The following is a 26,792-nucleotide window of genomic DNA, read 5'->3' on the forward strand; positions in this document are numbered from 1 at the left end:
TCTCCACTACGATGTAGAACTCGTCCAGTCCTCCACCGTAGGTGGAGGTTTACTTTGATTGCAAAGAAGGGCGCGGATTCATGATCCCGCGCCCCTCTCGCACATGGAGTGCTCAGTCAATCAGCCAGCGAGTTTCGTCGCGATCTTGGCCACATGCACCCCTTGGTAGCGTGCGCCTTCCAACTCGATTTCCGAAGGCTGACGGGAACCGTCGCCGTCCGTGATCGTGGATGCGCCATAAGGTGAGCCACCCTTGACCTGCTCGACGCCCATCTGGCCCTGGAACGCATAGGGAAGCCCAGCAACGACCATCCCATGATGCAGGAAGGTCGGGATGAACGACAGAATCGTCGACTCCTGGCCGCCATGCTGCGTTGCCGTGGATGTGAAGACCGATCCGACCTTGCCCACCAGCTTGCCCTGGAACCATAGACCACCGGTCTGATCCCAGAAGTTACGCATCTGCGAGGCCACGGTGCCGAAACGCGTGCCTGCACCTACAATGATGGCATCATATTCCGTGAGATCATCAACCTTGGCAACTGACGCAGGTTGTTCCATCTTGTAGTGAGAAGCCTTGGCGACGTCTTCCGGAACCAGTTCTGGAACGCGCAGAACGGTAACCTCGGCGCCGGCCGATTTTGCCCCCTCTGCAACGGCATACGCCATGGTTTCGATATGACCATACGTCGAGTGGTAGAGTACGAGAACCTTTGCCATCCATTCCTCCTGTTTCGGCTCCAACAATTGAAGCGCGTCTGATAGACCATACTTATCCGCGCAAATACTAACTTCCAGCCTTGAGGCGCGGTACGCACTGTTCATTAATTGAAGACAGAAGATCTGTTGTGATCATGAATTCGTAACAGTGGCAGCCGGAATTCGTCTTCTGTCGCGAGGGGAATCCGCATACATCATGATTCAGTTGCAGACTTCACGAGGGCTAAAATGACATCGACGATCGTGACCGCGGCCATGCTGGCCATAGGCGACGAGCTTCTTTCCGGGCGAACCAAGGACAAGAACATTGGCCACCTTGCAGATGTCCTTCTCCTTTCCGGCATTGACCTCAAGGAAGTGCGGATCGTCGCAGATGAGCAGGACGCAATCGTGGATGCGCTCAATGCACTGCGCAAGCGTTACACCTATGTCTTCACCTCCGGTGGTATTGGCCCAACACATGACGATATAACCGCAGATGCCGTGTCGGCAGCATTCGGTTTGCCTTGCGAGCACGATGCTGAAGCGATGCGCCTGCTGGCGGAAATGTACAAGCGACGAGAAATGGAATTCACCGAGGCCCGTCAGCGGATGGCGCGCATGCCAAGGGGCGCGCGTCATATCGCGAACCCCGTCTCCACCGCACCGGGCTTCATCGTGGAAAACGTCTATGTGATGGCCGGGGTGCCGCAGGTATTTCAGGCCATGCTGGATAACGTTCTGCCAGAACTTCAAAAAGGGTCGCACTTGCTGACACGCTCGCTGCCCTGCCCTTACGGAGAAGGAGATATCGGCACACTGCTTGGCGCGATCCAGAAGGCTCATCCAGAAACAAGCATCGGCTCCTATCCCAAGTACGACGGTCAGCGCTTCTCCACGGAACTCGTTGTCAGAGCGCGAGATGAAGCGAAACTCGACGCTGCCGCTAAAGCGATTTCCGACATGATTCGCGTGCTCGATGCGGCACGTGCAGGCAGCAATCCAGGGCCTGAAGCCTGATCCAAGATTGCGCTTCCCTCAAAGGGCTTCTTGACCCATCTCAATGCAAGGACCATCTCCTTTGATGATGGTGGGATAACTCTATCCCGCCCTGCCGAGGAGATCAGACAATGAGCTATCGGACAATTCTTGCAGTTCTGGACAGCGAGCATAACGTCGCTCCCGTCACTGAGTTTGCCATGCAGCTGGCGCGCCAGTTTTCCGCGCACATCATGGCGCTCCGAGCGGAAACACTCGCGACAATCCCATTGATCGCCCCGATGGAGATTCCAGACCCAACAGCGATTGAGACCTTGCAGCGAGTGGCGCAGGAAGAGACCCAGAAGATAGAAGCGGCTTTCCGGCAGCGCATCGAACCCTCCGGCGTTCCTTTCGAATTCAGATCTTACGTATCGACCGGTGGAACCTCCTCCGAAGCAGTTCTTGAACTTGCCCGAACCTGTGACCTGATCGTCGCGCGACAGAACGACGCCAAAGCGGAAGCAGACAATAGCTCCGATATCGAGACCTTCATCCTTGAAAGTGGACGTCCTGTTCTGCTTCTTCCGCACGGTTCAAACCGCTCGCTTCCCGTTCGCCGCGCGCTTATTGCCTGGAACGGGTCGAAGGAAGCGTCTCGTGCCGCATTTGATGCGTTGCCGTTTCTCCAACAAGCGGAAAGTGTCGAGATCTTTTCCGTCGATCCGCCGGACATGCCACGTCAGAACCCGGAACTTGCCGGTGCCGATCTGGCCACTGCGCTTGCACGGCATGGCGTCAAGGTCAGCATCCGCACAGAGGAAAACTGCCAAATCTCGACATCTGAAGCCATCACTGCCCGCCTTGCAGACGAGAGCGTCGATTTGTTGGTCATGGGTGGCTACGGCCATTCTCGTTGGTGGGAGATGCTGTTCGGCGGTGTCACTCGCTCACTACTCAGCTCGATGAACGCGTTTACGCTTCTTTCGCGATGAACGCGAACCGCATAAACTCGCCTTTCATCCATCTTGCCTAATTGTAGGAATTAAAGCTAATAGCAACGGCCAACGGAGCAGCTTTTATCGGTTGCTCCGCAGGCTGCCCGTTCGTATTCGGCGCGCCTGTTCAACTCGAGCGCGCCCGGAGCGAACCACATGTCTCTTCCTGATAAAGCCTTCCCCGTTTCCTGGGATCAGTTCCATCGTGATGCACGCGCGCTTGCTTGGCGTCTGGCAGGATCAGGACAGGAGTTCCGCGCAATCGTCTGCATCACACGTGGCGGTCTCGTACCGGCAGCGATCATTTCGCGCGAACTGAACATCCGCTTGATCGATACCGTTTGCGTCGCCTCTTACCATGACTACGTCAATCAGGGTGAAATGAACCTGCTGAAGGGTATTGATGCCAGCCTGATGGTCGATGGCGGCAAAGGCGTACTTGTCGTGGACGACCTGACGGATACCGGCAAGACTGCCTCGGAAGTCCGAAGCTTGATGCCGAATGCACACTTCGCCTGCGTTTATGCAAAGCCGAAGGGGGTGCCGACCGTCGATACCTTCATCACCGAAGTCAGCCAGGACACCTGGATTTACTTCCCTTGGGACATGGGCTTCACCTATCAGGAGCCAATTGCCAAGGGCCATAAGGGCTGAAATCCGAAGTACTGTCTTCTAAAAATAAGGGTTTATTTTAGTAAACCCTTATTTTTATAGAAGTCCTAAATGAAATTCGCACTCAACTATTATGCCGCATGAGGGATCGGGACAATTAAAAGTGTACATTTCATTATTCATTAGTTTTCTACAGATAAGAACATAAAGCGTCCCTGTATATGATGCAGGTGGACCATGATGGACCTCATTTGAACGCATAGATCCGTCACTTGAGCTGGAATGGGCAGCTCTTGTAATGAGGTGTCGATTGTGCGTTCCATACATTCATTGTCTTTGACAGCCAAACTCGCTGGCATCATCATTTCGATCAACTTGGTAGGTATCCTGGGCTTGGCCTTCCTAACGTGGAAGGCCGAGAGCGAAAACTATATGTTAATGGCCTCCCGAAACTGGAGCCAGACCACAAACCAGTTCGCCACGCTTTCCGCCGGCGGCGTAAAATGGGGCAAGGCAGACGTTGTTGCTGACGCTTACGCTCTCTACCGAAACGACCCAACTCTTCAGCTCGTTCAATTCACAGCGTTCAACGCAGACCTGAAGCCGGTCAACACATGGGCGCGCGCAGATGTCCGTGACCTTCCATCCGAGAACGAGTTGTTGAAAGCTGCGGAAGCGCGTCCCGAAAAGCCATCCATCCTGCCAGAAGGAAGTGATGGGCAGCTTTTCGTCATTACAGCCCCCCTGCCTGCCGACAAAAATGGAAAAGCCGGTGGCTACGTTGTCGCGACATGGACGGCAGAGGCAATTCTGCAACAGATCGCACAGCAGGTTCTGTTGGCGATTTCATTTCAGGTTAGCGTGGTCTTCGTGTCGCTCGGCATATTTGTTTTCGCTATGAGGCGCATTGTAGGCCAACCTTTGAAACTGCTGTCTGCGCGCATTTCTGCTCTTCAAGAGGGGGATCTGGAAGGCGAAGTCGTGTTCCAGCACAAGGGAGACGAGATGGGCTTTCTCGCCCGCTCAATCGAGCGGTTTCGCAAGGATGCCATCGATCAGCAGGCGCATCGCCATCTGGCGGAGGCGCAGCAGGCAACAATCAACGAGGAACGATCACGCAACGCACTGATGGCAGAGCAGAATGCCACAACACAAAGACGCATCATAAGCGATCTCGGTTCCGCCCTTGAGCGGTTGGCCCAAGGTGATCTGGACGCCCGACTGCGCGACCTGGGGCCAGAGTTTGAAAAGCTTCAGGCAGACTTCAACCGTATGGTGGATGCGGTCGCCACAACGATAACTGAAATCAAGGAGGCCGCAGAAAATGTACAAGGTGGGGCGGGCGATCTGTCAAATCAGGCCGAACAATTGGCAAAGCGGACAGAGCAACAGGCCGCCGCGCTGGAGGAAACTGCGGCTGCGATCGAACAAGTAACCGTCACCGTTCGTGCCTCCTCACAACGCGCATCGAACACAGGTGCTATGGTCAATAACGCCAAGACCGAAGCCCATCACTCTGCGCATGTTGTCCGCAATGCGATTGGCGCGATGGACCGTATTCAGCACTCGTCATCGCAGATTGGCCAGATTATCGGTGTGATCGATGAAATCGCGTTTCAAACCAATCTATTGGCGCTCAATGCGGGGGTTGAAGCTGCCCGAGCGGGTGAAGCAGGTAAAGGCTTTGCCGTTGTCGCCCAGGAGGTTCGCGAGCTCGCGCAACGTTCAGCAAACGCGGCAAAGGAAATCAAGCAACTGGTTCAGGTGTCCAATGCGGAGGTCGGCAGCGGTGTCGAACTCGTCAACCAGACGGGCGACGCTCTGCTGAAGATAGAGCAGCAAATCACCGCCATTGCCGAGGGTATCGGAGAGATCGTCGAATCCTACCGTCAACAATCTGCGGGCCTTCAAGAGATCAACACCAGCGTCAACAGCATGGATCACACCACTCAGCAGAATGCCGCCATGGTGGAAGAGGTGAGTGCTGCTTCGCACGATCTTCTGGCGCAGAGTCGGATTCTGCAAACGAACGCCGATCGTTTCCGTCTTTCATCCGCCGGAGGAAGCGGGCCTTTCCGCCGTGTCGCATAACGGACACGCGCTCTTCACTGCCACTCATGATCGACAGCACCCCTTAAACCGGTGCCAACCTAGTCCAGACTCTCGAGAGGAGAACCATATGAAGCATTTCCTGAAAGGCGTTGTCGTAGCTGTGATTGCTGCTGCCTGCTCCCACGCTGCATTTGCCGAAGACGCGCATGTCGCGCCGATCAAGAGCTACGTGACATCCAAGGTGACTTGGCTGAAGGACCCTGCCCTCATTGCTGCGATCAAGGCGCAGAATGCCAAAAACGCAGCGCTCAGCGAGGCCGAGATCATCGCACTCGACAAGAAATGGCGCGCAGAGGTGGAAGCAGCGGACAAGCCGATGATCAAGGCTATCCTCGATAACGAGGCTTCCAAATTCCTGAAGGCACAGCAGGCAGCCTCTTCCGGCGTCATCTCTGAGGTATTCGTCATGGATAACAAGGGGCTGAATGTCGGCCAGAGCGAGATAACTTCCGACTATTGGCAGGGCGATGAAGCAAAGTTCAAGAAAAGCTTCGGCGTGGGCAAGGACGCCATCTTCGTCGATGGTGTTGAGAAGGACGAATCAACGCAAGCCTTGCAGTCTCAGGTCTCACTGACGATCGTTGATGAAGCAGGCGCACCAATTGGTGCGGTAACCATCGGCATCAACGTAGACGCCCTGTAAAGGCCCGAAATTAGATCCGGGCGATCCTGATCAGATCGGTCAATCCCTCTCGCCACTGCGGTGATGGATTGACCGATTTCATTTTGTGCATGACCTTAAGAAGCCTTACGCAGCGGAACGATAGGCTTGCGCCGAACCGCTGACACGGAAGTGAGACAGCAGATCGGTTAGCTGCCTGCTTTCGTTGGCCAGAACCTGGCTGGAGGCGGTCGTCTCCTCGACCATGGCAGCATTCTGCTGGGTCATCTGGTCCATGTGATTGACAGAAGTGTTGATCTCTCCCAGGGCCGCCGACTGTTCCGTCGCTGCACGAGCGATCATCGAAACCTGTTCGTTGACATGATGAACGAGATCCTCGATTTCCTTCAGCGCCTCGCCGGTGGAAAGAACCAGTTTCACCCCGCCCTGCACCTCATGAGCAGAATTGTTGATCAGGGATTTGATTTCCTTCGCTGCATTGGCGGAACGCTGGGCGAGTTCGCGGACTTCCTGCGCGACAACGGCAAAACCGCGCCCCGCCTCACCGGCACGGGCTGCTTCCACACCGGCATTCAGCGCGAGCAGGTTCGTCTGGAAGGCGATCTCATCGATAACCGAGATGATCTGGCTGATCTTCTGTGACGACTGCTCGATACGCTCCATCGCATTGATCGCGTCTCGCACGATACCGCCGGAACGACCCGCGCTTTCCTTCGTCGCGGCCACCATTCGGGTCGCCTCGTTTGCGCGCTGAGTGGAGGTCCTGACCGTCGTCGTGATTTCCTCGAGCGCTGCGGCTGTTTCTTCCAGCGCTGCGGCCTGCTGCTCCGTTCTGCGGGCTAGCTGGTTCGATGCCGCGGAAAGCTCGCCGGAGCTGTCGGTAATCGTCCCGGCTGCCGCACGGACATTGTCCATGGTCGAACGCAGCGAAGCCATGGTCGCGTTGACGTTCGATTGCAGTTCGGCAAAGGCGCCCTGGAAATGCCCCTGCATGTCCTGAGTCAAATCCTGCTCGGCAAGCGCCGCGATGACGCGACGGACCTCGTTGATGCCACGGTCGACATTCTCGACCAGTTCGTTGACACCAGAAGCAAAGCGCGTGAGGTCGGCATCTTCGTAAGTCTTGGTAATGCGCTGGCTGAAGTCACCAGCGGCGGCGGCTGCAACAATGCCGCTGATCGATTGCTGCAAATCCTTGCTCTGGCGATTGAGCGCCTGCTCCTGCGCCTCCATTTCGCGCATATGCAATTCGTTCGCTCGGAAGATCTCCAGCGCTCTCGCCATTTCGCCGATTTCGTCTGCACGGTCCGTATCGATCACCACATTGCGGACATTGCCGTTGGCCATTTCGGTCATGACCGCCGTCAGACTGCGGATTGGTGCCGAGATGCCGCGTCGAGCCACGAGGAAGCTGATGGCGATACCGAGACCAATGCAGACCAGCGCGGTCGCCAGCAGGATTGTCATGGTCATGCGTGAATCCGCCAGCGCACCGGCGCGCGCCGTTGCCAGAGTGTTGGCGGAGTATGTGCTGTAAACCTTCACCGCTGCGGTTACGGCCTTTTGCCCGTCAAGAGCCTTGTCGAGCGCAGTACGCAGCACGGCGGGGTCCTTGCCTTGCTCCGAACCAGCGATCTTCACCATCGCGCGGATACTGTCGAAATAGAAGGCGAGCGACGTACGAACATCTGCCAGTTGCCTCTGCTCTTCCGCGTCTGCCGTAGCCGCAATCTTCGGCAAACGGTCCAGCATTTCCTTGGCGCGCTTTTCAGTTTCGGCTGCGAAATCCGCTGCCTTTTCCGGCGCCATGGCCAGTTGATAGGTCATGCGACTGATTGCGATAATATCGACACGCAGATCCATCGCCTCGCGGGCAACCTCTTCACGAGCGCCGGTATTCTTCAAGGAAGATCCCAGCACGCTCAGTCCCTGCGCCCCTACGCCCGCGATGACGACAGCAGACAGGCTCATCAACGTCATGACGACGCCAACCTTTTTCAGGATTGAGAAATTCTTGATATTCACGAGACACCCCCGGCGGCAGACGGACGCATGAGAAGGCGCGTCCAATCGAATTTTCCGAAACCCTAATCCAGGAAGGTTAAAATTGTGCGGTTGTCGGTTTTCCCGCCGTTTTCAAGGGCATGTGGCGGTCAAGTGATTTTTCGCCTCGGGGTGCAGCTTTTGCACTTCCAGCTACAAGTCGTTGACTTCACTAAGTGATTCGCTTGTCCCCAGTTTCCACAGGCAAGCACCACAATATCTTGTGGTTAAAAATCCATTGCAAACGAGACCTTGACGGAATCGCACATTCGAACAAGATAGATGTCATGTTGCGGCGGCGACTGAACCGGGCATGACGAGATCGGTTCTGACAGAATGAAACCCTGTATCCTGCAGGCATGAGACGGGCAAAACTTGCGTGTTTTCCCGGCAGGATTTTTGTGTCGTTTCGTCTGATTTCTTCCGTGACATGGGGTGGTGGAAAACTGCTTTTACGCTATATTTAGTGTTTGCAGCCAAACTCGCCACAAGATACAGGTCGACCATCTACGGATGATTTACCATTCGGACTGAGACAGGGCACGGCTGCCGGTGTTGACCCAACGGCTGCCGCGGGGACTTTCTGCGCCTGAGCGGGGCGCATAACAAGGACGAGAGACATGCGCATTGAACGTCGTTTCACAAAGCCAGGCGTTGGCGCCTATGCGGAAATCGAATTCCGCAAGGCGACGAGTGAGATCCGCAATCCGGACGGATCCATTGTGTTCCGCCTTGCGGATATTGATGTGCCCGCACAGTTCAGCCAGGTTGCGACAGACGTTCTGGCGCAGAAGTATTTCCGCAAGGCTGGCGTTCCGAAGATCCTGAAGAAGGTTGAAGAGAACGATGTTCCTTCCTTCCTCTGGCGCTCCGTTGCAGATGAGAAGGCGCTGAAGGAACTGCCGGAAGGCGAACGCTACGGTTCTGAAGTCGATGCACGCCAGGTCTTCGACCGTCTTGCCGGTACCTGGACCTACTGGGGCTGGAAGGGCGGCTATTTCTCGTCCGAAGAAGATGCAGCGGCGTTCCGCGATGAACTGGCCTATATGCTGGCAACCCAGCGTGTTGCCCCCAACAGCCCGCAATGGTTCAACACCGGCCTGCACTGGGCCTATGGTATCGATGGTCCGGGTCAAGGCCACTTTTATGTCGATCCCTTCACGGGCAAGCTGACGAAGTCGAAGTCGTCCTACGAGCATCCTCAGCCGCATGCCTGCTTCATCCAGTCCGTCGAGGACGATCTGGTCAACGAAGGAGGCATCATGGACCTATGGGTTCGTGAAGCGCGCCTGTTTAAATATGGTTCCGGCACCGGTTCCAACTTCTCGTATCTGCGCGGCGAAGGCGAAAAGCTTTCCGGCGGCGGCCGCTCGTCCGGCCTTATGAGCTTCCTGAAGATCGGTGACCGTGCAGCGGGCGCGATCAAGTCCGGCGGCACGACGCGCCGTGCGGCCAAGATGGTCGTCGTCGATATCGACCATCCGGATATCGAGGAATATATCGACTGGAAGGTGAAGGAAGAGCAGAAGGTTGCCGCCCTCGTCACCGGCTCCAAGGTCGTATCCAAGCACCTGAAGGCCATCATGAAGGCCTGCGTGAATTGCGAGGCTGACGGCGACGATTGCTTCGACCCGAACAAGAACCCTGCCCTGAAGCGCGAAATTCGCGCCGCCAAAAAGGATCAGGTTCCGGAAAACTACGTCAAGCGTGTCATCCAGTTCGCAAAACAGGGTTACAAGGACCTGGATTTCAAGACCTATGACACGGACTGGGATTCGGAAGCCTATCTGACGGTTGCCGGGCAGAACTCCAACAACTCTGTTTCGCTGAAGGATGACTTCCTGCGTGCAGTTGAAAACGACGGCACATGGAACCTGACCGCCCGCAAGGACGGCAAGGTTATGAAGACGCTGAAGGCACGTGATCTGTGGGAGAAGATCTCTTACGCCGCCTGGGCTTCTGCCGATCCGGGCCTGCACTTCAACACGACCATGAACGACTGGCACACCTGCCCGGCAACTGGCCCGATCCGTGCATCCAACCCGTGCTCGGAATACATGTTCCTGGATGATACTGCGTGCAACCTGGCCTCGCTGAACCTTCTGCAGTTCAAGGACGCCAAGACCAAGCGCATCAACATTGCTGATTATGAGCATGCTTGCCGGTTGTGGACGGTGGTGCTCGAAGTCTCCGTGATGATGGCGCAATTCCCCTCGCGCCGGATTGCGGAACAGTCTTATGAATACCGCACGCTGGGTCTTGGGTACGCCAATATTGGCGGCCTACTGATGTCGTCCGGCATCCCATATGACTCGGCAGAGGGCCGCGCCATTGCCGGTTCGCTGACTGCGATCATGACGGGCGTTGCCTATGCGACCTCTGCGGAAATGGCCTCCGAACTCGGCCCCTTCCCCGGTTTTGCCCCGAACCGCGAAAACATGCTGCGCGTCATGCGCAACCATCGCCGCGCGGCCTATGGCGAGGCGACCGGTTACGAAGGTCTCTCCGTCAACCCGGTTCCGCTGACCCATTCGGAAAACCCGGATCAGGATCTGGTTGCTCATGCAAAGGCTGCCTGGGACAAGGCGCTGGAGCTTGGCGAAAAGCACGGCTACCGCAACGCCCAGACCACGGTTATCGCGCCGACCGGTACGATTGGCCTCGTGATGGATTGCGACACGACCGGTATCGAACCAGACTTCGCTCTGGTGAAGTTCAAGAAGCTGGCCGGTGGCGGCTACTTCAAGATCATCAACGGTGCCGTTCCGGAAGCTCTGCGCACGCTAGGTTACTCGGAAAGCCAGATTGCCGAGATCGAAGCCTACGCGGTTGGCCACGGCAACTTGAACCAGGCGCCGGGCGTGAACCCTTCGACGCTGCGTGCCAAGGGCTTTACCGATGAGAAGATCGAAGCCGTCAACGGCGCGCTGAAGGCTGCCTTCGACATCAAGTTCGTCTTCAACCAGTGGACGCTCGGTGCGGACTTCCTCAAGGACACCCTCAAGGTTTCCGATGAGCAGCTTTCCGACATGAGCTTCAATCTGCTTGAGCATCTCGGCTTTGCGAAGAAGGACATCGAAGCGGCAAACGTGCATGTTTGCGGCGCAATGACGCTGGAAGGCGCACCGTTCCTGAAGGCAGAGCATCTGCCGGTGTTCGATTGTGCCAATCCATGTGGCAAGATCGGCAAGCGTTACCTCTCCGTGGAATCCCACATCCGCATGATGGCGGCTGCACAGCCCTTCATCTCGGGTGCGATTTCCAAGACGATCAACATGCCGAACGAGGCAACTGTTGAAGATTGCGGTAACGCCTACATGCTCTCCTGGAAGCTGGCGCTGAAAGCCAACGCGCTGTACCGCGATGGTTCCAAACTTTCCCAGCCGCTCAACGCCTCGCTGATCGAAGACGAGGATGATGAGGATGCAGTCGAGGACTTCATCCAGGCACCGGCAGCGGCGCAGGCCGTTCAGGTGACGGAGAAGATCATCGAGCGCGTCATCGAACGCGTCACCCGCGAGCGGGAAAAGCTGCCAAACCGCCGTCAGGGTTACACCCAGAAGGCCAATGTCGGCGGACACAAGGTGTATCTGCGCACCGGTGAATTCGGTGACGGTCGCATCGGCGAAATCTTCATCGATATGCACAAGGAAGGCGCTGCCTTCCGTGCAATGATGAACAACTTCGCCATCGCCATCTCGCTGGGTCTGCAGTACGGCGTGCCGCTGGAAGAATATGTGGAGGCCTTCACCTTCACCAAGTTCGAACCGGCTGGCATCGTGACCGGCAACGACGCGATCAAGAACGCCACGTCGATCCTCGACTACGTGTTCCGCGAACTCGCCGTGTCCTATCTTGGACGTCACGATCTGGCGCATGTCGATACGTCGGACTTCTCGAACACGGCACTCGGCAAGGGCATTCAGGAAGGCAAGACCAATCTGGTTTCCACGGGCTGGACCCGCGGCCACAAGCCGACGCTGGTTTCTAGCAGCGGATTGGACCGTACCGGTTCTGAGCCTAAGGGTGCCGCCACCGCAGCACCGGCCAAGGCTTCGGGCGCTGGCAATGTAACCGCCTTTGCGGGCTCTGCCGCCCGCAAGCTGGAAGCAACCGTTGCTATCTCGACCTCTGAAGTCGTTTCCTTCAAGCGCGATTATGAAGAGCGCGCCAAGGAACTGGCGGAAGAGATTGCCGATGAAGTGGTGGCCGACGAAGGTCAGCAGGCTGCAACCGCCCTCTTCTCCGACAAGGCCGCCGCCGACGCAGCAACAGCCAAGACGGAAGCCAAGAAGGTGGAAGCCGAACGCCGCATGCGCTCCATCGCGCAGGGCTACACCGGCAACATGTGCACCGAGTGCCAGAACTTCACCATGGTGCGCAATGGCACCTGCGAGAAGTGCGATACGTGCGGCGCCACGAGCGGGTGCAGCTGATCGGAGGCTTTATCATGGAAGTAGTTGTTGATGAAGTAACTATGCAAGCGCTTAAGCGATTTGGTGATATGATGCGAAATCGCAGACAACAAAGCGAATGGTCATTTTTACGGCTTTCTGAAAAGATTGGTGTTCCAATCCCCACAATCAGCGCTGTGGAAAATGGGGAGATATGGCCAACTGCTACCGACAGAGAAGCCATATCGGATTTTCTGGGTTATGGTGTCGATGCCTTCGACAAAATCTTGCGCAAGTTGCAGCTAGATAATACGCCGAATGTAGTTAGCCTCACGAACTACAGGAACAAAAATGGCAAAGGACTACCATATCCGGGGGTATAATACTCCGCAGATGGCAAGAGTTGCAAATCACTACAAGAAATTGCTCGGCATCTCAGATGGCGAGCAAGTCGATATAATCGATATACTTGAGTTCAAGGTCGTCAAGATCCACCCCAAGTTTCGTCTAGTCGTCAAGCGCGATAATGATTTCGCAGACGAAGCTTACACCAATTTCGATCTAGAGCAGATCATTGTACGCGAGTCTGTTTATATAGCAGCTCACGAAGGTGACCCGAGATCCAGAATGATTTTGGCTCACGAGCTCGGCCATTATTTACTTCATCGCGGAAAAGGTGCATCGATGATGCATAAGACACGTGATGGCGCCTATGAATCAATGAAAGGCTTAAATGCCACAGAAAGTACGGAAATCCAGGCAGATATGTTTGCTCAACATTTTCTAGTACACCCTGCTACAGCTTTTACTTTTCGGCAGGACCCGATTCATTTAGCATCACTTATGCGTGTTCCTGTTCATGTAGCGAAGGCGGCAATTTCTGCATCCAAGCGATTGAGCGTAAGGAACATTTCTCAGACGAGGATCTCGCTCCTTGATAAGTCCGAGATGTAATGTACGTGACACCTTGGCAAAATTTGTAAAGATGGCTGAAACCGACTGGGCCTACCTCGACGCCATGACCGACGAGGAAGCGGAAGCCAATGCGCTTGCCGACCCCGATAATCCGCCTGTAACGCAAGAGCAGTTGCGGGCGGCACAGCGCATGCCGCAAGTGAAAGTCATGCGGCGCGCATTGAGGCTCACCCAGGAAGAATTTGCCGAACGCTATCAGATCCCGCTCGGCACTCTGCGGGATTGGGAACAGGGGCGCTCAGTACCGGACCAGACGGCGCGGGCCTATTTGAGGGTCATCGCGAAAAATCCGGTCGGTACTGCAGAGGCTTTGCAGAAGAGCGTGGCATAGTCCACCGCTGCACTGACAACTCGCACGATCAACCAATGGGTTAGAAACTTCAATGCCGACCGCTCGTTATGAGCGGTCGGCATTGCCCATTCTGAAAGCACGGCGGTGGCGCTTGCGGCTTTTCCTGTTCGAGCGTTTACAGCGAGACATGCTGCTTTTCTGCTGGAATTGCCCGAAGCCTTGCAAAATCACCCGCCTCAGCATGATCAGGATGGGTCCCCGAGCGTGATTGTCTTGCGGGAGGACAATGGTAACGGCTGCGGCTGGGCCTCACTGGCGATCGTCAACGATTGGAAATCGGTATGATCCAGTAGCGGACCTTGATCGCGACTGCGTGTTATTGGCTGCGGCTCGGTTCGTGGCCTGCGCTGGCCGATCAGGCGAATCATGAGACACAGCACGCCCAGCACAAACACCGGCGGCACAAGCAGCCACAGGGCTTTGATGGCATCTGGAGACGCGCGAAACGTGGCCAGTAGATCGGCCCAGAGATTATAGTCCTGCATGAGGCAAGCCGCCCTGCTCTGTTGCGAGTTCAAACCGAACGGACAACGGGACACCAGCAGGCGCAATGCGCGCCTCTGGCGGCCGGGGAGTTCGTAAATCGCACACAGACGACCGCCCCGACCTTTAGGTGCAAGCACCTTGGACATACGTCGGGGCCTCCCCAGCCATAGAGGGTGGGAGAGCCTTATAGGGCAAACTCAAGCACTCAGCCACCGAATAGTAGCTGAGAGGGCATCTCGTTCAGCGGATGCCAGTCGAAGTGTGTGGGGTTACGAGCCCCAGAATCGACCCGTTCAAGCCGATCCCGCAACCACACTATGTCACTCTGGTTGTTACATCCATTGCGAGAAGTGGTGATTATTTTCCGTGGATGCGCAGATGCTTGAAGTAAGCTGGTGAAGATCTATCCGCGGATAAGCTCCCGCGGATCGGAATCGAAGCTTTGCGATGCGCGGCACCGGTCGCTGACCCAACAACGAAAAACGCCCGTCAATCGAACGGGCGTTTCAAGTTTAAGGGGAATTACTCTCGATCAGGGGATCCGGCATCAACGCTTTGGACCAAGTCTTCATGCGTTTGCGGAAAATGAGGACGCGGCATCCGCGGCCCGCCGTTCATGTCTGGCATGCAATTAGGCAAAGACTCTAATTCAGGAGAGCTGAATTCAAGTGAACCTTCAACGCCGATACCGCTTGAGCTCTTGAATTTCACGACGCCTCCGCCATGGCCTGAACGTTTACCGTTGGATGTGGTTTTGACGAAAAAGGAAGGCTGCAACTCAACGCCGGGAGGCGGCAGATTACCAAATCGCATACTAGCTCTAGAGGTGAAAGGAGCCATGGTCCGGCGCCCTTTCCGCCCGCCTTCCCGCTTCTCCAACTGTTTTCTCTCATCCTCGACGCGAGCCCCGGTCGGTGTCGGCAGATCTGAGATCGGCTGACTATTGGTGTGCCAATCATCTCCATCTATACCGCGCATAAAATTCTCCTAAAATATTAAAATTCAATAAGTTGTGCTCTAAAAACGACTCTTCAGCCGAGCTTCTAATAACAAGTTGCAGCGCACAATAAGTCGCCGAAACGATCAAATTTAAGGCATGTCACAGAATTTTTTGATATACTTCTCCAGATTACGATTGAACTCCGGCCCAGCGCCATATCCAACGAAAACTGGGCTGCGGCACTGTCCGTTCCGCAGCTCATTCCTCTTTTTCCGGGGTCGTCGACTAATATTGTGCCAGTCGCATTTTAGCTCGAAAGCTTTTCCTTCGGCACCGGTGCATCGTCATAACCGCCATAGACGGACTGATCGAAGGGGATGACGGCGCCCGTCATCATGCCGCTTTCCTCGGATGCCATCCAGAGAACCGTGCGAGCCACCTCCTTCGGGTCGAGAATTCGGCCGAAGGGTTTGGTCGCCGCGGCACGATCGATGAAATCCGGATCTCCGGTTTCAGAGAGGATCAGCTTGCGCTCGTGATCCGAGTTCATCCAGCCAATATCCAACTGGTTGACATGGATGCGGTGCCGCATGAGCGCGTAAGCCGCATTGCGGGTCAGCGTGGCCAGTGCGCCCTTGGAGGCGGAATAGGGGGCAAGGAATGGCTGACCTGCCAGGCTGGACATGGAGCCGATATTCACCACCCTGCCCTCGATGCCATCGCGGATCATCAGCCTGGCCGCATCCTGCAGCAGGAAGAACGGCGCACGGGTATTGATCGCAAACATGCGGTCGAACAGTTCCGGCGTCGTATTGAGAATATTGCCGCGATCGGTCAACCCCGCCGCATTGACGAGAATATCAACCTTGCCGAAACGTTTGTCGGCTGCTGGAACGACGGTGCGCACGGCGTCGATATCGGCAAGATCGGCAGCGACCACCTCGACCGCAACTCCGGTCTCACCGGTAATGCGGTTTGCCACTCCCCGGCCCTTTTCCACATCGCGCCCGACGATAACGATGCCGCCTGCGCCTGCCGCGGCAAAGCGCTCTGCAATGGCTGCGCCCAGTCCTTGCGTACCGCCCGTGATAACCGCGATTTTTCCCTCAATCCGACTCATGGCTTCCTCCCGACCCATTCGTTCAGCAATGGATAGAGTTCATAAGCGCCTTTGCATAGAGCGGGAGCAGAAGGTCATAAAAAAGCGGCGGAGCCGTTTCCAGCCCCGCCGCTTGCTCATCCGGCAATGGTTTGGCCGATCACTCAGCCGCGAGCGGCTGACCTTCCAGACCCGTCGCAACGACGGAAACGCGGAAGCGTCCGTCGAGATTACGGTCGAAGATAGCGCCTACCACGATATCAGCCTCATCCTGCACTTCATCGCGGATACGGCTGGCGGCCTCATCCACTTCGAATAGCGTCATATCCATGCCGCCGGAAATGGAGATGAGAACGCCGCGCGCGCCGCGCACCGAGATATCGTCCAGCAGCGGGTTTGCGATGGCGGCTTCCGCAGCGCGCATGGCGCGGCCCTGGCCTTCCGCCTCGCCCGTGCCCATCATGGCGCGGCCCATGCCACGCATGACGGATTTCACATCGGCGAAATCGAGGTTGATGAGGCCTTCCTTCACGATGAGATCCGTGATGCAGCCAACGCCTGCGAAAAGAACGCGGTCCGCGGTCATGAAGGCATCAGCAAAGGTAGTCTTGGCGTCCGCAATACGGAAGAGGTTCTGGTTCGGTATCACGATCACCGTATCAGCGGCCTGACGCAGTTCCTCGATGCCGGCTTCAGCCGTCTTCATGCGGCGATTGCCTTCGAAGGTGAAAGGCTTGGTGACGACACCGACGGTGAGGATACCGGCAGAGCGGGCAGCCCGCGCGATGACCGGAGCTGCACCCGTGCCGGTTCCGCCGCCCATGCCTGCCGTTACAAAGCACATATGGGAGCCGGAGAGATGATCCATGATCTCATCGATGGATTCTTCTGCGGCGGCACGACCAACATCCGGCAGCGAGCCGGCGCCCAGACCCTCGGTCACATGGGCACCGAGCTGAATACGGCGCTGCGCCTTGGACGTGGCCAGCACCTGCGCATCCGTGTTGGCGGCGATGAATTCGACGCCTGCCAGCTCTTCCGCAATCATGTTGTTGATCGCGTTGCCGCCGCCACCGCCGACGCCGATAACTGTGATGTGCGGCTGCAAACCGGAAATGCCGCCTCTGGCGTCGATCATCGCTCTCTCCTTGTCGCTTCAATTTCATCGGCTTCTCTCGAAGCCCTTCAGTCTTCACATTCGTTGCCGGGCCGGATTGTGCCGCTTTGAAATCCGATGAGCTGTACGAGCGCTCGAATCAGACAGGCCCGGCCCGTATCCCATTTCGAGTGCCCCGCCAAACATGGCATTGGCAAGGCGAAATACCGCTAAATTGAGTTGCACGGGCAGTTCAAACAAAATGGCCCTCCCGAATTGCGAGAGAGCCATTGGAATTCCTGACGAAGGCGCGTGATCAGAACTTGTAGTTCACGCCAGCCTTGACCGTGTGATCGTGCACATCCTGCTCGGAGGCAACACCGCCCGCAAAGCTGCGAACGTTCGGCGTTCCGGTGTAATTGTACTCAACCTTGGCAGATATCTTGTCATTGAACTTCTGTTCGATGCCAGCACCGACGATGTAACCGGCCTTCCAGCCATCCGGGCCGGAAACGCCGCCACTATCGCGGAAATTGGTCATTGCCATACCGGCCGTGCCGTAAAGCAGGGTCTGATCGAGCGGTACACCAGCCTTGGCCTTCAGGCCCAGACGATGGCGCTCTTCCAGCTTGCCACCATTGACCTTGACTTCGGCATCGCCGAGGTAAGAAAGTTCACCCTCGCCGCCGACGACAACGCCGCCGACATCTGCCTGATAGCCACCCTGCACGCCAGCGGCTACGCCCTTGCCACCCTTGAACGGGTTCAGGCGGCGAGACACAAATCCACCATGCGCGCCGACATAGGCACCATCCCAGTTGCCGCTACGCGCAGCAGGCTCGTTGTAGGCCGGGGGTTCCTGATAGGATGAGGTCAGATCTGCTGCGGAAGCGGTGGTGGCCAGCGGAGCAGTAAGGCTGGCGGCAAGCGCCAGGGCGAGCGGCTTATTGATCATATTCGTAAACTCCATACACAGCCCACGTACGGCCGATGCGCGGGCGATCATCGGGACTTCCTCAGTCTGTGAAAGCGGCCTCCCTTTGCCCCAGCCTCAATCAGCAGACCTTGCCAATACCCCTTCCATTTTTCATGAATCTATAAACGCATCCTTAACCAGAGCGCTCCACGCGACAGGAATTTGCTCACCTCGTCGTGAGGCACGAAATGACCTTGAATTCGTCACTGGTTCGCCTTGATGTAGGCTACTACATCATCGATTTCCGACTGGAACCAAAAGCCCCAGAAACGCATGCTTGTGCCCGGCACTTTATCCTTGGGGCTGCGTAGAAAATCGGAAAGCGCGGCCTCATCCCATGTGAGGCCCGCGGCACCTGCCTGCACCATCGCTGGCGAATAACGGAAACCATGCAGACTTCCTGCAGGTCTGCCGATGACCCCCTTCAAACTGGGACCGAAGCCGTTGCTGTCGGAGGTCAGGGAATGGCAACTCGCGCACTTCTGAAAGATCCGCTCGCCAGCCCGGACATCGGCTGCTCTCGCGGATCCAGTGGAGAGTACTACAACACTAAAAATGCTTGTGAACAGAACATCAAAGAGAGAGCGCATAGAATCTTCATAACGCTCTCACTGAACAACGGGAAGCCAATACACGGCTTCCCCGGCATCTAACGCAAGGAGCGGTGATCAGGCAGCCTTCGGTAGCTTTGTATCTGGATCCACTTGATAGCGAAGAGGAATCCAAGGGGTATGCCCCCGCAGCGTGATGCGGGATTCCATGTAGTGCTCTGGCTGGATTTTTCGCGGACCAGCGTAATCGTCGTAGACCGTTTCAAATTCCTCGGTCAGTTCATTGTCTTCATAAAAGTGGTCATTCGAGTTTGACGTCATCACGCCCTCTCCTGATAATCTAGATTGTTATTTTTGTCTCAAATTACACTGCTGTCGCAAACCAAGCGCACGACACTCTGTGGAAGCCTGCCCCTCAATCATCGCAACCCTACCGACATCAATGCGGAGCGATTTTATGGAGCTTGGCCTTCTTTCTTTTCGCCCGCCTGCTTTTTTCAGGCGTTGCTTGATACCTGGTTAGAGAAGCAATCTGCTCTACTCTTGCCACTGCTTCGAGATCTTCCTTAGGATTGGCGCGACTAAGAACTTATACCAGTCCAGTAAGTTCGATCCCTTCGAGGAATACATCATTGTTCTTACCTTTATTGCGGTGAAAATCACCGATGCGAATTTTAAACATTCGCGAATGCAACCTAAACATAAACACCTGAGGTTACATAACTCTGTGTCAGCCCTTTTTTTCTGACCTTGTTCAGCGTTGGCGGCCATCTAGCATAGAAAATTTGGATTTTCATCTCCTTTTTGTAAATTTTATGAAAAATTCTATAAAAAATTTTGAAATTCAACTAAGCAATTAATTCTCATATCATATTAAATTTTTAGGATATTGCATTTTATATCGATTTAGATGGTCCCCCTGGTTCCCGATGTGGCTTCTTCTTTCACTCAACCTACGGAATTCGACTTCGTTTCAAAATTTTCAATAAATGTTATATTTCATTGCCACATGCCAGCATTTGTAGATTTTCCGTCGGAGACAGCGCAGTAAAGTAATATTTTACTTTGCTGGAAATTCTTCCGCTGAAGCCGCTGAGCATAAAGTTGAAGCACCGAACTTTAACATTTTCCCGTCTAACTAGGGCGCTCAACGAGTGTTGCGGAGTTAGAAATGGCAGGCCCGAGTTTTCGTTTCACACATTATGATCTCAAACAGCAGCGCGCTGGCACCACGATCGAAGTGACAATGAACGCGGTGAATAACGTCCGACTGATGAATGCTACCAATTGGCAGCGCTTCAATGAACGACTGGACTTCAAATACGTTGGGGGAGTTGCCAAGAAATCCCCTATTCGTTTGGTTGTTCCGGAAGATGGTACTTGGCATTTGCTTGTCGACGCCGAGGGGCACCACGGACTGGCCGATTCGTCGGTGAAGATGGTTGCGCCGCCAGCAAATAGCGTTCCAGCTCCCAAGCAGAACCGGGCATAACCCAGGCGGAAGCTGACAAGAATATCAAGTCCCTTGCTGGCTGCCGGAAACGACGCTCTACCATGGTGAAGCGTCAGGCTTAAGCGGAACTTCATACGCGTTCGCTTAAGCCGCGCAATCCGCACGCGCCAAACCTGCAATCCAATTGGGTTTGGACGCTAACGCGGATTACGTTCGCGTCTCAGCTTTTCCCACCAATCGAGGCGCTTGCGGATCTCACGTTCAAAGCCACGCTCCGGTGGGTCGTAGAAAGTCACCCTGCCCATCTTTTCCGGGAAGTAATCCTGACCGGAAAAGGCATCGGGCTCGTCGTGATCGTAACGGTATCCATCGCCATAGCCCTCACCTTTCATAAGCTTGGTGGGTGCGTTCAGAATATGCTTTGGCGGCACCAGAGAGCCGTGCTCCTTGGCGGCGCGCATTGCAGCTTTATAGGCGGTGTAGACACCATTCGACTTGGGAGCGGTTGCCAGGTATACGCAGGCCTGTGCCAAAGCCAGTTCACCCTCTGGTGATCCGAGATAATCATAGGCATCCTTGGCCGCATTACAGACTACCAATGCCTGCGGATCGGCCAGCCCGATGTCTTCCACCGCCATGCGAACCAATCGGCGGCCGATGTAAAGAGGATCCTCGCCCGCGTCGAACATTCGACAGAGGTAATAGAGCGCAGCATCAGGATCGGACCCGCGCACGGATTTATGCAGAGCGGAAATCAGATTGTAGTGGCCGTCCTGACTCTTGTCATAGACTGGTGCTCGCCTTTGGACGATTGCGCTCAATCCGTCGACATCAAAAATTTCGTTCGCCCGAGCCGCACGCCAGACTTCCTCAGCAAGCGTCAGAACCGCACGCCCATCACCATCCGCCATCCGTAACAGTGCAGCGCGCGCGCTATCATCGAGCGGCAGCGGCTTACCTTCTGCTTGCTCGGCACGCAGCAGGAGTTCGCTCAGGCTCTCCTCGTCATGGGAACGAAAAGTCAGAACCCGCGCCCTGGACAGAAGAGCTGCGTTCAATTCGAAGCTGGGGTTCTCTGTGGTTGCGCCGACAAGGATCACCGTGCCGTCTTCCATGACTGGCAGGAAGCTATCCTGCTGCGCCCGGTTGAAGCGATGGATCTCGTCGACGAACAGCAGTGTCTGTCGCCCATCATGCCTGCGGAGCCGTGCTGTCTCGAACACTTTCTTGAGGTCGGCCACGCCCGAGAAGATGGCCGATATCTGCTCGAACGCCAGGCCGGCTTCGCCAGACAGCAATCTGGCGACCGTTGTTTTACCGGTGCCCGGCGGGCCCCAGAAGATCATCGATCCGAGCGAACCTGACGCTATCATACGGCGTAAGACACCATCTTCGCCCGTGAGGTGCGACTGGCCCGTCACCTCCGCCAGGGAGGTCGGGCGCAGCCTGTCCGCGAGCGGCCGACGGTTTGCGACGGCCTCCGGAATCCTGGGGGCGAATAGATCGCCGCTCATCTGAAGAATTGACGGATACGCTGACCGCCACGCTCGATCTCTACACGCCAAAAGCCCGGATTGTCTTCCACCAGAGCAGCCATGGCTTTTGTAGACGGCACAGGGTCGCCGTTCACCGATACAATGATATCGCCCACCTGGAAACCGAGACGCGCACCCGGAGAGTTTTTGACGACTTCCGTAACGACAACTCCGGTCTTGTCTGTCGGTAAACGCACTTCCGTCGCAAGACGCGGCGAGAGATTGGCGACCCGCAATCCGGCAAAAGGATTTCTGCCCTCGATCAGGCGAACATCGCGCGGCACGCTTTCCGGAGCGGCACCAATGACCATGCTGAGTTCACGCTGTGCGCCACCCTGCTGGACGGTCAGCTTCGTTGCATTGCCAAGGCCAGCTGTCGTCAGGCGATACCAAAGCGCATCTGGGTGTTCGACCGAGATGCCGTTGACGCCCGTCACGACTTCGCCAGCCTTCAGGCCTGCCTTGTCCGCTGGGCCTCCCTCAGTCACGCTAACCACCAAAGCGCCACGCGCCGTCTTCAACCCGAGTGCTTCAGCCACTTCGGAGGTCACCGGCTGGAACGTTGCGCCGACATAAGGACGCTCGAACGATTTCTTGCCGGCTTCTGCCGCCTGAAGGAAGACCTTTACGAGATTTGCGGGAATAGCGAAGCCAATGCCGTTTGAGCCTCCCCCTCTTGAAAAGATAGCCGTGTTGATGCCTATCAGCTCGCCTTTCATGTTCATCAAGGCGCCGCCCGAGTTACCCGGATTGATCGAGGCATCCGTCTGGATGAAGAAACCGACATCGCCGTCGGTTACCTGATTTCGGGCAAGGGCCGAAACTATGCCGCTGGTTACGGTCTGACCAACACCAAAGGGATTTCCGATTGCTAGAACCAGATCGCCGACCTCTACCGCGTCGGAATTGCCAATACCGAGAACCGGGAACTGCTCATTCGCCTTGATCTTCAGAACAGCCAGATCAATACTTTCATCCTTGAGCAGCACTTCGCACGGGAATTCACGACCGTCCGGAAGCGCGATCTTGATATCATCAGCGCCTTCAATGACGTGCGTATTCGTCACAACGAGTCCGTTCTGGGAAACAATCACGCCGGACCCTAGCGACGACTGCTTCTCCGACCGGTTCGGCATGCGCTGGTTGAAAAAACGTTCGAAGAACGGATCGCCTGCGAAAGGATTGAGCCGCTGGACCACGCGCTCAGCATAGACGTTGACCACCGCTCCAGCGGTCTGTTTCACAAGCGGTGCAAAGGAGAGTTGCATTTGCTGCTGGCTTTGCGGAAGCGTCTTCTCTTGCGCCATGCCGGGTAGCGGCTGCAGGAATGCAAAGGCTATCAACATACTGAATAGGGTTTTCGGCAGGTGGAGCATGTGATTCCTCTTCAACAAAGCGATGGTGACCTTGTAGCTGGATAGGTTAGAAATGAAAGATGGCCGAACAAGGTGAAAGATGATCGTGACTGGTTACTTAGGATCACTGCTGAGAAATGCCAGAAGCTGGGCGCGTCTCGTCAAAAGAGATGTCATTGCCCTTTGGCTTGCCGCACGCGATCCGAGAGTTCCGCTGGCAGCGAAGCTTGTCGCTGGCTTGGTCGCAGCCTATGCTCTCTCGCCTATCGATCTAATACCGGATTTCATACCGGTTCTGGGCTATCTGGATGACGTAGTGCTTGTTCCGCTCGGCATTCTGCTTGCGGTTCGGCTTATTCCGGTACCTGTGATGGAAGATTTGCGTCAACGGGCTTCAAGCCGCCAGAAGCCTGTCAGCAAATGGGGCATGGTCGCCATTATTGCGCTTTGGGTCGTATGCGGCGCCTTCATTGCGAAGGCCTCTTGGAACCATTTTGCAATCCATCCGTAATTTCCGCTCAAGACGGAGATAGCTGATGAAATATGTCAAACCAGCGCTTCTGGTGGCCGTTCTGGCGACCCTTGCAAGCAACATCATGCTGCCAAAGACGAGCCATGCTGCCAGCTTCGATTGCACGAAGAGCGAGCTTGCGGCAGACGAAACGACGATTTGCGAAGACAGGGCCCTGAACGACCTCGACGTCAAGATGGCTACGACTTTTGAAATTCTTACCGGCTTGATGCCCATGGGGAACCGGGATCTGGTGCGGGATGAGCAAGCGACTTGGCTGAAGAAGCGAACGACATGCGCAGCTGATGCGGCTTGCTTGCGGAGTGCGTATGAGGGGCGGTTGAAGCAGCTCAACGAGGCCTACAAGGGCTTGATCAAGCCCCTGTGATGCGGCAAGAGCGACCGGTCGCCAACGGCCCCGGTCGCCATGGCTGGGATCAATCCCAGCTAAAGCCTTTATCTTTCATATAGATATTGCTAACACCCTTGCACCAGTCGACCTTGAAGTCGTCAGCACCGTATCCGTCCCAGCTCACGCGGAATGGTACAACGCAATTTCCTTCGTTGCTGAACCAGTCCATGTTGGCGTATTCGCCCGGTCTAATGCGCGAATCGAGCCAGTTCTCGCTCCATTTGCCATTCTGGTATGTATAAAAGCCATTTATGGTGTAACCATTGGCTCTGTTATGAAGTCGAAACGCATAATCGCTGGCAGATGCAGGAATGCTTGCAAGTGCAGATGCTGCGAACGCCAGGCAAAATGCCAAGCCGAGCTTTTTCATGGATGGATCCTCAGAAGCGAAGACGGGGGGCAACAATAATTGAAGATCGTTCGATCTTCTGTGATTCAAAATACTTCCAGTTCATGAATACGGCCTGAATGAAAAATACGATATGTATTCTGTATTTACTGCCTTCCCTGCAACTATAAATTCAAACAAAGAAAGGCGCCGCCGGAGCGAGCACCTCTCTAAACATTGGCTAGCCTTCCAACTGATTATTCGGGAAGAATACGGACCGCGCCCTTGTCTGCGCTAGACGCGAAAGCAGCATAGGCTTTCAATGCAGTTGTTACGTTACGCTTGCGCGGAGCAACCGGCTTCCAGCCCAGCTTATCCTGCTCGGCGCGGCGAGCAGCCAGTTCGCCATCGGTTATCTTCAGGTTGATTGTGCGGTTCGGAATATCGATTTCGATCAGATCGCCATTCTTTACCAACCCAATTGCCCCGCCGTTTGCCGCTTCGGGTGAAGCATGACCGATCGAGAGACCAGAGGTACCGCCAGAAAAGCGGCCATCGGTGATGAGCGCGCAGGCCTTACCCAGGCCCTTCGACTTCAAATAGCTCGTTGGGTAGAGCATTTCTTGCATGCCCGGCCCACCCTTCGGTCCCTCGTAGCGGATGACGACGACGTCGCCAGCAACGACTTCATTGCCGAGAATAGACTTAACAGCCGCATCCTGGCTTTCGTAGACCTTGGCAGGCCCGGTGAACTTGAGAATCGATTCATCGACACCAGCGGTTTTCACGATGCAGCCATCCAGCGCGATATTCCCGTAAAGCACCGCGAGGCCGCCATCCTTCGAGAATGGGCTTTCAACCGAGCGGATAACGCCCTTTTCGCTGTCCGTATCGAGATCGTCCCAGCGTGAAGACTGAGAAAATGCAACTTGCGTCGGCACTCCACCCGGCGCAGCCTTGAAAAAGGTTCGAACGGTTTCGGAGTTGGTGCGTGTGATATCCCACCTGTTGATGGCGTCGCCGAGCGTTGCCTCGTGGACGGTCTTACAGTCAGTATTCAACAGACCGCCCCGCTCCAGTTCACCCAGAATGCGCATGATGCCGCCTGCTCGATGGACATCCTCCATATGGACATCCTGCTTCGCGGGTGCGACCTTCGAAAGGCATGGCACCTTGCGCGAGAGGCGGTCGATATCATCCATCGTGAAATCGACCCCGCCTTCGTGGGCCGCGGCGAGGATATGCAGGACGGTGTTTGTCGAGCCGCCCATCGCGATATCGAGTGCCATGGCATTTTCGAACGCCTGCTTCGTGGCAATGTTACGCGGCAGCACGCACTCGTCTTCCTGCTCGTAGTAACGGCGGGCGAGATCCACGATCAGGTGACCGGCCTCGACGAACAGCCGCTTGCGATCCGAATGGGTTGCGAGAGTAGAACCATTGCCCGGAAGCGAAAGACCAAGGGCCTCTGTCAAACAGTTCATTGAATTGGCGGTGAACATGCCGGAGCAGGAACCGCAGGTGGGACAGGCTGAACGCTCGATGACGGCCACTTCCTCATCCGAAATCTTGTCGTCGGCAGCAGCAACCATTGCGTCGACCAGATCAAGCGCGACAGTCTTGCCATGCAGAACGACCTTTCCGGCTTCCATCGGACCACCGGAAACGAACACAGCCGGAATATTGAGGCGCATTGCTGCATTCAGCATGCCGGGCGTGATCTTGTCGCAGTTCGAGATGCAGACCATGGCGTCAGCACAATGGGCATTCACCATGTATTCCACGCTATCGGCAATGATTTCACGTGAGGGCAGCGAGTAAAGCATGCCATCGTGTCCCATCGCGATTCCGTCATCTACCGCAATGGTATTGAATTCCTTGGCGATGCCGCCCGCCGCCTCGATCTCACGCGCGACCAGTTGGCCGAGATCCTTCAGATGAACGTGGCCAGGCACAAACTGAGTAAAGGAGTTAACGACGGCAATGATCGGCTTGCCAAAATCACTGTCTTTCACGCCGGTAGCACGCCACAAACCGCGCGCACCCGCCATATTGCGGCCGTGTGTCGTCGTTCTGGACCGATAAGCAGGCATGGTGTAATCCTCGATTAGAAATCCGCCAGCCATATAGGCGGCAAGACCAATTGTTATGTCTATTCCCTACTCCAAAGGAATTTTGCTGTCACTATCAGCACAGGTCAAAGCGGTACGCCTCCCGCTCTGCCACATACACGAAAATGTTCCTCTCGATTTAATTTGCGTGAGG

At 55.8% G+C, this 26,792-nt stretch carries 25 protein-coding genes; 12 read left to right on the forward strand and 13 right to left on the reverse strand.

All coding sequences use genetic code 11. The features are described from left to right. Positions 1-120: 120 nt before the first annotated feature. Entirely contained in the window at positions 121-720 is a 600-nt protein-coding gene (gene wrbA, locus E8M78_RS09000; RefSeq protein WP_137134757.1) for an NAD(P)H:quinone oxidoreductase type IV, read from the reverse strand. Between the two features lie 228 nt (positions 721-948). Here wrbA and E8M78_RS09005 point away from each other — a divergent pair, with 228 nt between their 5' ends. The 5 genes from E8M78_RS09005 to E8M78_RS09025 all read left to right on the forward strand — a co-directional run bounded on the left by E8M78_RS09005 (position 949) and on the right by E8M78_RS09025 (position 6,042). Beyond that, the gene (locus E8M78_RS09005) at positions 949-1,719 is read left to right on the forward strand and encodes a competence/damage-inducible protein A (protein ID WP_137134758.1); all 771 of its coding nucleotides are present in this window, start codon (positions 949-951) and stop codon (positions 1,717-1,719) included. Between the two features lie 110 nt (positions 1,720-1,829). Then, complete coding sequence (locus E8M78_RS09010; RefSeq protein ID WP_137134759.1) at positions 1,830-2,672, forward strand: universal stress protein; 843 nt, start codon at positions 1,830-1,832, stop codon at positions 2,670-2,672. A gap of 159 nt (positions 2,673-2,831) precedes the next feature. Further along, positions 2,832-3,329: a xanthine phosphoribosyltransferase gene (gpt, locus tag E8M78_RS09015; protein ID WP_137134760.1), complete on the forward strand. Its 498-nt coding sequence runs from the start codon at positions 2,832-2,834 to the stop codon at positions 3,327-3,329. A 270-nt stretch (positions 3,330-3,599) separates the two neighbouring features. After that, a complete protein-coding gene (locus E8M78_RS09020; protein WP_170973375.1) occupies positions 3,600-5,378 on the forward strand; it encodes a methyl-accepting chemotaxis protein in 1,779 nt (592 codons plus the stop codon). An 88-nt stretch (positions 5,379-5,466) separates the two neighbouring features. Further along, positions 5,467-6,042 carry a hypothetical protein gene (locus tag E8M78_RS09025; RefSeq protein ID WP_137134762.1) on the forward strand — a complete coding sequence of 192 codons (576 nt, stop codon included), beginning with the start codon at positions 5,467-5,469 and terminating at the stop codon, positions 6,040-6,042. 105 nt (positions 6,043-6,147) lie between these two features. Here E8M78_RS09025 and E8M78_RS09030 read toward each other — a convergent pair whose 3' ends face one another. Continuing rightward, positions 6,148-8,046 (reverse strand): methyl-accepting chemotaxis protein, encoded by a 1,899-nt coding sequence (locus E8M78_RS09030; protein WP_170973376.1) that lies wholly within the window; start codon positions 8,044-8,046, stop codon positions 6,148-6,150. A gap of 638 nt (positions 8,047-8,684) precedes the next feature. On the opposite strand from E8M78_RS09030, the gene E8M78_RS09035 reads away from it, so the two are divergent. Genes E8M78_RS09035 through E8M78_RS09050 form a run of 4 tightly spaced genes read left to right on the forward strand, consistent with a single transcriptional unit; the run spans position 8,685 to position 13,764 of the window. After that, on the forward strand, positions 8,685-12,500 hold the full coding sequence (locus E8M78_RS09035; protein WP_137134763.1) for a vitamin B12-dependent ribonucleotide reductase: 3,816 nt from the start codon (positions 8,685-8,687) through the stop codon (positions 12,498-12,500). Between the two features lie 14 nt (positions 12,501-12,514). Next, on the forward strand, positions 12,515-12,841 hold the full coding sequence (locus tag E8M78_RS09040) for a helix-turn-helix transcriptional regulator (protein WP_137134764.1): 327 nt from the start codon (positions 12,515-12,517) through the stop codon (positions 12,839-12,841). Continuing rightward, positions 12,810-13,412, forward strand: a complete 603-nt coding sequence (locus E8M78_RS09045; protein WP_137134765.1) for an ImmA/IrrE family metallo-endopeptidase — start codon at positions 12,810-12,812, stop codon at positions 13,410-13,412. Before E8M78_RS09040 ends, E8M78_RS09045 begins: the two co-directional genes overlap by 32 nt. Before the next feature lie 31 nt (positions 13,413-13,443). Next, on the forward strand, positions 13,444-13,764 hold the full coding sequence (locus tag E8M78_RS09050; protein ID WP_246658278.1) for a helix-turn-helix domain-containing protein: 321 nt from the start codon (positions 13,444-13,446) through the stop codon (positions 13,762-13,764). A 206-nt stretch (positions 13,765-13,970) separates the two neighbouring features. Here the strand turns inward: E8M78_RS09050 and E8M78_RS09055 are convergent, their stop codons facing one another. The 7 genes from E8M78_RS09055 to E8M78_RS09085 form a co-directional block, all read right to left on the reverse strand. Next, a complete protein-coding gene (locus E8M78_RS09055; protein WP_137134766.1) occupies positions 13,971-14,417 on the reverse strand; it encodes a hypothetical protein in 447 nt (148 codons plus the stop codon). A 376-nt stretch (positions 14,418-14,793) separates the two neighbouring features. After that, the gene (locus tag E8M78_RS09060) at positions 14,794-15,249 is read right to left on the reverse strand and encodes a hypothetical protein (RefSeq protein ID WP_137134767.1); all 456 of its coding nucleotides are present in this window, start codon (positions 15,247-15,249) and stop codon (positions 14,794-14,796) included. A 269-nt stretch (positions 15,250-15,518) separates the two neighbouring features. Further along, complete coding sequence (locus E8M78_RS09065; protein WP_137134768.1) at positions 15,519-16,331, reverse strand: SDR family oxidoreductase; 813 nt, start codon at positions 16,329-16,331, stop codon at positions 15,519-15,521. A gap of 139 nt (positions 16,332-16,470) precedes the next feature. After that, on the reverse strand, positions 16,471-17,448 hold the full coding sequence (gene ftsZ / locus E8M78_RS09070; protein ID WP_062554690.1) for a cell division protein FtsZ: 978 nt from the start codon (positions 17,446-17,448) through the stop codon (positions 16,471-16,473). A 274-nt stretch (positions 17,449-17,722) separates the two neighbouring features. Then, a complete protein-coding gene (locus E8M78_RS09075; protein ID WP_137134769.1) occupies positions 17,723-18,361 on the reverse strand; it encodes an outer membrane beta-barrel protein in 639 nt (212 codons plus the stop codon). Between the two features lie 224 nt (positions 18,362-18,585). Further along, a complete protein-coding gene (locus E8M78_RS09080) occupies positions 18,586-18,972 on the reverse strand; it encodes a cytochrome c family protein (protein ID WP_137134770.1) in 387 nt (128 codons plus the stop codon). A gap of 78 nt (positions 18,973-19,050) precedes the next feature. After that, entirely contained in the window at positions 19,051-19,254 is a 204-nt protein-coding gene (locus E8M78_RS09085; RefSeq protein WP_137134771.1) for a hypothetical protein, read from the reverse strand. A gap of 850 nt (positions 19,255-20,104) precedes the next feature. On the opposite strand from E8M78_RS09085, the gene E8M78_RS09090 reads away from it, so the two are divergent. Beyond that, on the forward strand, positions 20,105-20,425 hold the full coding sequence (locus E8M78_RS09090) for a DUF1883 domain-containing protein (protein ID WP_137134772.1): 321 nt from the start codon (positions 20,105-20,107) through the stop codon (positions 20,423-20,425). 158 nt (positions 20,426-20,583) lie between these two features. On the opposite strand, the gene E8M78_RS09095 is transcribed toward E8M78_RS09090, so the two are convergent. Continuing rightward, positions 20,584-21,900 carry a replication-associated recombination protein A gene (locus E8M78_RS09095; protein ID WP_137134773.1) on the reverse strand — a complete coding sequence of 439 codons (1,317 nt, stop codon included), beginning with the start codon at positions 21,898-21,900 and terminating at the stop codon, positions 20,584-20,586. After that, positions 21,897-23,267, reverse strand: coding sequence for a DegQ family serine endoprotease (locus E8M78_RS09100; RefSeq protein ID WP_246658281.1), 1,371 nt, complete (start codon positions 23,265-23,267; stop codon positions 21,897-21,899). Before E8M78_RS09100 ends, E8M78_RS09095 begins: the two co-directional genes overlap by 4 nt. 115 nt (positions 23,268-23,382) lie before the next feature. On the opposite strand from E8M78_RS09100, the gene E8M78_RS09105 reads away from it, so the two are divergent. After that, positions 23,383-23,787, forward strand: a complete 405-nt coding sequence (locus tag E8M78_RS09105; protein WP_246658279.1) for a YkvA family protein — start codon at positions 23,383-23,385, stop codon at positions 23,785-23,787. Positions 23,788-23,872: 85 nt separating this feature from the next. Further along, complete coding sequence (locus E8M78_RS09110) at positions 23,873-24,175, forward strand: hypothetical protein (RefSeq protein ID WP_348640113.1); 303 nt, start codon at positions 23,873-23,875, stop codon at positions 24,173-24,175. Between the two features lie 49 nt (positions 24,176-24,224). Here the strand turns inward: E8M78_RS09110 and E8M78_RS09115 are convergent, their stop codons facing one another. Both E8M78_RS09115 and ilvD read right to left on the reverse strand, forming a co-directional pair. After that, a complete protein-coding gene (locus E8M78_RS09115) occupies positions 24,225-24,569 on the reverse strand; it encodes a hypothetical protein (RefSeq protein ID WP_246658280.1) in 345 nt (114 codons plus the stop codon). 215 nt (positions 24,570-24,784) lie between these two features. Next, positions 24,785-26,620 carry a dihydroxy-acid dehydratase gene (gene ilvD / locus E8M78_RS09120; RefSeq protein WP_137134777.1) on the reverse strand — a complete coding sequence of 612 codons (1,836 nt, stop codon included), beginning with the start codon at positions 26,618-26,620 and terminating at the stop codon, positions 24,785-24,787. Positions 26,621-26,792 lie beyond the last annotated feature (172 nt).

It is taken from the genome of Rhizobium sp. FKY42 (assembly GCF_005222835.1).
GTDB lineage: Bacteria > Pseudomonadota > Alphaproteobacteria > Rhizobiales > Rhizobiaceae > Neorhizobium.